General features: G+C 67.3%; 5 protein-coding genes. 4 read left to right on the forward strand and 1 reads right to left on the reverse strand.

Annotated features, from left to right (window positions below):
* The first annotated feature begins 167 nt into the window (after positions 1-167).
* The gene (locus ACM0O9_RS10445; RefSeq protein WP_414604056.1) at positions 168-2,261 is read left to right on the forward strand and encodes a TonB-dependent receptor family protein; all 2,094 of its coding nucleotides are present in this window, start codon (positions 168-170) and stop codon (positions 2,259-2,261) included.
* Positions 2,262-2,416: 155 nt separating this feature from the next.
* On the opposite strand, the gene ACM0O9_RS10450 is transcribed toward ACM0O9_RS10445, so the two are convergent.
* Positions 2,417-2,761, reverse strand: coding sequence for a hypothetical protein (locus tag ACM0O9_RS10450; protein ID WP_414604057.1), 345 nt, complete (start codon positions 2,759-2,761; stop codon positions 2,417-2,419).
* Between the two features lie 146 nt (positions 2,762-2,907).
* Here ACM0O9_RS10450 and ACM0O9_RS10455 point away from each other — a divergent pair, with 146 nt between their 5' ends.
* The 3 genes from ACM0O9_RS10455 to ligD all read left to right on the forward strand — a co-directional run bounded on the left by ACM0O9_RS10455 (position 2,908) and on the right by ligD (position 6,880).
* The gene (locus ACM0O9_RS10455; protein ID WP_032954739.1) at positions 2,908-3,306 is read left to right on the forward strand and encodes a hypothetical protein; all 399 of its coding nucleotides are present in this window, start codon (positions 2,908-2,910) and stop codon (positions 3,304-3,306) included.
* Positions 3,307-3,469: 163 nt separating this feature from the next.
* On the forward strand, positions 3,470-4,390 hold the full coding sequence (gene ku / locus ACM0O9_RS10460) for a non-homologous end joining protein Ku (RefSeq protein ID WP_414604058.1): 921 nt from the start codon (positions 3,470-3,472) through the stop codon (positions 4,388-4,390).
* Positions 4,391-4,393: 3 nt separating this feature from the next.
* Entirely contained in the window at positions 4,394-6,880 is a 2,487-nt protein-coding gene (ligD, locus tag ACM0O9_RS10465) for a DNA ligase D (RefSeq protein WP_414604059.1), read from the forward strand.
* The last annotated feature ends 16 nt before the right edge of the window (positions 6,881-6,896 follow it).

The raw sequence follows: 6,896 nt of genomic DNA on the forward strand, positions 1-6,896 counted from the left end.
GTACTCGTTCGGTAGACGGAAAGGGGGAGGAAGTGCGCTACGCGGTCTGCGGCCTTGCAGCCGGAAACAGCCCATCGTAACAAAGCCTGCCGGGGCTGGCCGCCGCCGTCGTCATCCGTAGCCCCGTACCATGGCGTGCGTTGCCGCCTGATCCATCAACCTGAATCATGAATCCCGCCGCACGCCGCCATTGCCTGCCGTTGTCCATCCTGCTGCTGTCGCCCTGGGCGGCCGTGGCCGGGCCCGCACCGACCGCCCTGCCGAGCGTGCAGGTGCAGGCAGCGCGGGTGCCGGGCATCGACCCGCTCGCGTTGCCGGCCAGCCTGGACACGGTCTGGATCGACGCCGGCCGCGCCGGCGCCGGCGCACAGCTGTCCGAGGCGCTGGCCGGGGTCCCGGGCCTGGTCGCCCGTGACCGCCAGAACTTCGCGCAGGACACCCAGCTGTCGATCCGTGGCTTTGGTGCGCGCTCGACCTTCGGTGTGCGTGGGGTGCGGGTGTTGATCGACGGGGTGCCGGCGACCATGCCCGACGGACAGGGCCAGCTGTCGCATGCCAGCCTGCTCGGTGCCGAACGGATCGACGTGCTGCGCGGGCCGTTCTCGGCGCTGTACGGCAATTCCTCCGGCGGCGTGCTGCAGGTCTGGAGCGCACAGGGCCAGGCCGGCGACCCGTGGCGGCTGCGCGTCAACGCGGGTGCCGACAACACGCTCAGCGTCGGCGCGCAACTGAAGGGTGCCGGCCGTGTTCTGGATTACAACATCGCCGCCAATCACTTCCGCACCGATGGCTGGCGCGACCACAGCCGTGCCCGTCGCGAATCGCTCGCTGCGCGTATCGGTGGCGATCTCGGCGGGGGGCGGCTGGAGCTGCTGCTCAATGCCTTCGATGCCCCCGATGCGCAGGACCCGCTGGGCCTGAGCCGTACCCAGGTGGCGGCCGATCCGCGCCAGGCCACCGCCGTGGCGCACCAGTACAACACCCGTAAATCGGTGCGCCAGCAGCAGGCTGGCCTGCGCTGGACCCGTGAAACCGGGGCGCAGCGTTGGCAGCTGATGGGCTATGCCGGCCAGCGCGCGGTACGCCAGTACCTGCCGATCCCGCCGGCAGCTCAGACCAACAGCCCGTTGCATGCCGGCGGGGTGATCGACCTGGAGGGCGGCTATGGCGGGCTGGACGCGCGCTGGGGCTGGCACGGCGACCTCGCCGGCCGACCGCTGGATCTGGTGGCCGGGTTCAGCGCCGACCGCCAGCGCCAGCATCGCACCGGCTACGAGAACTTCATCGGCAGCGCTTTCGGCGTGCGTGGGCGGCTGCGCAGAGACCAGATCGACACCGTGCAGAACGTCGATCAGTTCGCCCAGGCGTGGTGGCAGTGGAGTCCACGCTGGTCATTGCTGGCTGGCGTGCGTCACAGCGCCGTGCGCTTCGAATCCGACGATCGCTACATCACCGCCCGCAACCCGGACGACAGCGGCCACCGCCGCTACCAGGCCACCACGCCGGTGGCCGGGATCAGCTTCGCGGCCAGCCCGCAGTGGCGGCTGCACGCGGCGGTGGGCCGTGGCTTCGAGACGCCCACCTTCAACGAGCTGGGGTATCGCGCCGACGGGCAGGCGGGACTGGCGCTGGATCTGGCGGCGGCGCGCAGCCGCAGCCTGGAGGTGGGCAGCAAATGGCATGCACAGGACGGAACCCAGCTCGATATCAGCCTGTTCCGCGCAGATACCGACGATGAGTTGGCAGTTGCCAGCAACATCGGCGGACGCAGCACCTATCGCAACATCGGCCGCACCCGCCGCCAGGGCGTGGAACTGCGCTACCGGCAGCCGTTGGCAGAACAGTTGGAACTGCAGGTGGCCTGGACCTGGCTGCAGGCGCAGGTGCGTGCGCCGTACCTGACCTCGAACACCTGGGTTTCCGCTGGCAGCCGCTTGCCCGGCGTACCGCGCCAGCAGGCGTTTGCCCGGCTGCAGTGGACCCCGGCCGACTGGCAGTGGGCGCTGGAGGCCGCCGCCAGCACCGATACCCTGGTCAACGACGTGGCCACGGAGCGGGCGCCGGGCTACGCGTTGCTGAACCTGGAAGCCGGTCGTCTCTGGACACTGCCAGGTGGCGAGCTGCGCGCCTTCGCCCGGCTGGAGAACGTGCTGGACCAGGCCTACATCGGCTCGGTGATCGTCAACGACGGCAACGGGCGCTTCTACGAACCGGGGCCGGGACGGCGAGCCAACGTCGGCCTGCAATGGTCGTGGCGCTGAAAGGGGTAGTGCGGGCCGCTGGCCGGCATCGCGCCGTGCACGACGGCAGGAGGTTGCCGGCCAGCGGCTGGCACTACCCGTAAATCGGGGGTCCTGGCCGGCATCGCGCCGCGCAGGGCGTCAGGGGGTTGCCGGCCAGGGGCCGGCACTACCCGTCAGTCGGGCGCCTTGGCCGGTACGAACGGCGAGGTCGGGTCGCTGGCCGGGAAGGTCTCCTGCAGCGCCTCGTCCTGGTTGTCGCTGGCGCGCTGCTTGCGTTCGCGACGTTTGAGCGGGCTTTCCTGGCCGCCGCGATGGCGGTCGCCGCCATCCTTGCGGTCCTGGGCGGCCTGTTCAGCCTCGTGCTTCACCGGCAGATGGTCGCCACCGTGCTCGGCGTCGTAGAAAGGTGCGCCGGTGCCGCGGTAGTCGGCATTGTCGGCATCGCGCTTGCCGCGCTGTTCACCGGGAATGGGCGGGTGGTTTTCCCGCAACGGGTCTCGGGAATTCTCTCGGCTCATGGTCTGGCTACCTGCGCTCGGGGCTCCCACTACACCGCGCCACAGGTAAAGCCGCCGCGAACCCGGCGTCATGAACATCTCGCTCACCCCCCGGTAACGGCACCGCGCGTATTCCTGCCCACCCGCCCCCGCTGCAGGAGCCGGCCATGCCCCGTCTTGAACGACCCGCACCGTCCGTGTTCAACGCCCTGCTCGATCCGCTCGGCCAGCGCACCGCACAACGCCGCACGCGCCGCCATGAAGATCCGCAGGCGGTGGCGCAGGACTACCTGCAGTACATGCTCAGCGACTACGAAGAGCGTCGCGGGCAGAACCACCGCAACTGGCGCGATCTATGCCCGGTCTATGCCTTCGCATTGACCACCCACGCTGCGGACTGGCCGCGCGGTGACGCCGCGGATACCTGTGAGGAACTGGCCGAACACTGGGAACAGATGCGCGGGCAGTCGCGGTTGAGCTGGTCGCAGGCACGGCCGGTGGTGGAAGACGCCTGGCGCGCGCTGGATCATATTCCTGCGGCGGCGGTGAGGCCGCTGCTGCAGTAGTGCCGGCCGCTGGCCGGCAACCTCAGGAAACTTCAGGCCGCGAGCTCTGCCGGCCCGCAGCCGGCACTGCCGTTCTCCGTAGAACCCACGTGCACGGTATCGACACGGGTGGTTTACACCGCCCATCCGAAGCTGGATGCCCCGCCCCGCCAAAGGTACGCCCATGGCCCGCCCGATCTGGACCGGCACGCTGTCGTTTGGCCTGCTCAACGTGCCGGTGTCGCTGATGTCAGGCGAACGCAAGGTCGATCTGCAGTTCCGCATGCTCGACTCCCGCGACCGCAAGCCGATCCGCTTCGAGCGAGTCAACGCCGATACCGGCGAGGAAGTGCCATGGAAGGACATCGTCAAAGCCTATGAGTACGACAAGGGCAGCTATGTCGTGCTGGAGGAAGGCGATATCCGGTCTGCGGCACCGGAAAGCCACGAAGCGGTGGAGGTGGAATCGTTCGTGGACGCCGCGCAGATCGACCCGCGCTACTTCGAGAAACCCTACCTGCTGGTGCCCGGCAAGAAGGCCGAAAAGGGCTACGTGCTGCTGCGCGAGACATTGCGCAGTACCGGCAAGGTGGGCATCGCCCGGGTGGTGGTGCGTACCCGCGAATACCTGTGCGCGGTGATGCCGCATGCGGACGCGCTGGTGCTGATGATCCTGCGCTATCCGCAGGAACTGGTGGATCCCGAAGATTACAAGCTGCCCACCGGAAAGCTCGCCGATTACCGCATCAGCAGCAAGGAAACGGCGATGGCCGAGCAGTTGATCGAGTCGATGTCCGGTGATTGGGATCCGTCGCAGTACCACGACGAATTCCGCGAGCGCCTGCAGCAGGTGCTGAACAAGCGCATCAAGTCCAAGGGCGGTACCACCCGGGTGGAGGATGAGCCTGTATCGCGCGAGGATTCCACCACCAACGTGGTCGATTTCATGGCGCTGCTGCAGAAGAGCCTGGACGCGAACAAGCGTACGCCGGCGAAGAAGATGGCAACGCGGAAAGCAGCCACCAAGCCGACGGTAAAGAAGGCCGCAAAGAAGGCAACGAAGAAGGCCGCAAAGAGAACCGCTGCACGGCGCAAGGCAGGTTGAGCCATGTCGTTGCACCAGTACCGGCGAAAGCGCCGACTTGGCGGTGGCTTCGGGCAGACACCGGAACCTGACGACACGCCCGCACACGGCAACCCGAAGCGGCGGCCGATCTTTGTCACACAGCTGCACCATGCCACTTCGCGGCACTATGACTTCCGCCTTGAGATGGATGGTGTGCTGAAAAGCTGGGCGGTGCCGAAGGGTCCTTCGCTTCGCGCTGGTGACAAGCGGCTGGCCGTGGAAGTGGAAGACCATCCGCTGTCCTACGCCGGTTTCGAAGGAGATATTCCCGAAGGCCACTACGGCGCTGGCCACGTGGAGGTCTTCGATCACGGCACATGGGCCTGCGAAGGCGATCCACTGCAGGCACTGGCAGCGGGAAAGATCGACTTCGTGCTGCATGGGCAACGCCTGGCTGGCGGCTGGAAGCTGGTGCGCACAGCGATGAAGGGACGCCAGGTACAGTGGTTGTTGATCAAACGCGACGACGAGGAAGCGCGTGATGCCGAAGCAGATGATCTGCTCCAATCCCCCATGCCGAAACGCACATCCGCAGTGAGCAAGCGCACGGTGGGCAAGTCAACGCGCGCCGCACCGGCTGCACGATCGGCGACCCGCAAGGCCGATGCGCGTTGGCATGCGCGAGCGCTGAACCTGGATGGCGCGCGTGACACGCCCTACCCGCGTGCTTTCAAGCCACAGTTGACCGATCATCGCGACAGTGCACCGGACGGCGAGCGCTGGTTGCATGAGATCAAGTGGGATGGCTATCGCCTGCTGGCCGATCTGCACGAAGGCAAGGTGACTCTGCGCTCCCGCAACGGCCTGGATTGGACCGGTGATTTCCCCGAGGTGGTACAGGCCGTGCAGGCACTGCCGGTGCGGGATGCGCGCCTGGACGGTGAGCTGGTGGTGCTGGACCGGGATGGACGCAGCGACTTCGCCGCGCTGCAGCGCGTGATCGACGGGAGTTCGAAGCAACCGTTGCGCTACATCGTTTTCGATCTGCCGGGTGTGGCCGGCGTGGACATCAGTCGTTCACCGCTGCTGGAGCGCAAGGCGCTGCTGAAGGATCTCATCGGTCCCACGCCCGGAACCCTGGCCTTCAGCGAGCACGTGATCGACCATGGCCCGCAGGTATTCGATGCCAGCGGCAAGGCGGGATTCGAAGGCATCGTCAGCAAGCAGGTGGATGCGCCCTACGTGAACACCCGTGCACGCAGCTGGGTGAAGGTGAAGCACGAAGACACCGACGAGTTCGCGATTGTCGGCTACACGGCACCGAAGGGCTCCCGGGTGGGGTTCGGCTCGCTGCTGCTGGCGACGCCGGACAAGGGCGCCTTGCGCTATGTGGGCCGCGTTGGCACCGGCTTCGACGACGAAAGCCTGCGCGCGCTGCACAAGGCGCTGCAGCCGTTGGCGGTGAAGACGCCTGTGCTGCAGCTGCCGGCGCACGTGCCGTTCCGCGCCGCGAGCGTGCGCTGGGTGAAGCCGGTGACGGTGGCGGAGGTGGCATTCCGTGGCTGGGGCAAGGAAGGCCTGCTGCGCCAGGCCAGTTTCAAGCGGCTGCGCAGCGACAAGCAGAAGGAGGACCTGGGAGTGGCCGTCTCGAGTGCTGAAGCCGGGGGCGAGGTCCAGATCACCCATCCAGAGCGGGTGGTGTTCCCAAGGCAGAAGCTCAGCAAGGGCGACGTGGCGGACTACTACCAGCGCGTGGCGCGCTGGATCCTGCCCGAAATTGTCGGGCGGCCCTTGTCACTGCTGCGCTGCCCGGATGGCGTGGGCAAGGCCTGCTTCTTCCAGAAGCACCATGGCCCCGGCCTGGGCGATGCCGTGCACGCGGTGCCCCTTCAGCAGAAGAGCGGCCGCGAGGACTACGTCTACATCGACGATGTGCGGGGCCTGCTGCAACTGGTGCAGATGAACACCCTGGAGCTGCATCCGTGGGGCGCGACCGTGGCCGATCCCGAGCACCCGGATCGCTTGGTGTTCGATCTCGATCCCGGTGAAGGGGTGGGTTGGGCAGAGGTGAAAGCTGCTGCGCGTGATGTCCGTGACCGCCTGCAGGAAGTCGGCCTGAAGAGTTTCGTGCGGCTGTCCGGTGGCAAGGGCGTGCACGTGGTGGTGCCGCTGCGGCCCAAGGCCGACTGGGAACAGGCCAAGGCGTTCTGTGAGGCGTTCGCCCGGGCGATGGCGGAGCGGGCGCCCGACCGCTACGTGGCGACAATGAGCAAGGCCAAGCGTGGCGGCGTCATTTTCATCGACTGGCTGCGCAATACGCGGGGTGCCACCAGTGTGTGCTCGTGGTCGTTGCGTGCGCGCGATTCCGCCGGTGTGGCAGTACCGCTGCGCTGGGATGAACTGGCTCGTATCAGTGCCGCCGACGCATTTCCCATGGGCAAAGCGCTGGCGAAGGCGCAACGCCTGAAGAGTGACCCATGGCAGGGCATCGCGCAGTTGAAGCAGACGCTGCCGTCGCTGAAGCGGTAGTGCCGGCCGCTGGCCG

The sequence above is a fragment of the Stenotrophomonas sp. FR012 genome (genome assembly GCF_047520565.2).
GTDB lineage: Bacteria > Pseudomonadota > Gammaproteobacteria > Xanthomonadales > Xanthomonadaceae > Stenotrophomonas > Stenotrophomonas sepilia.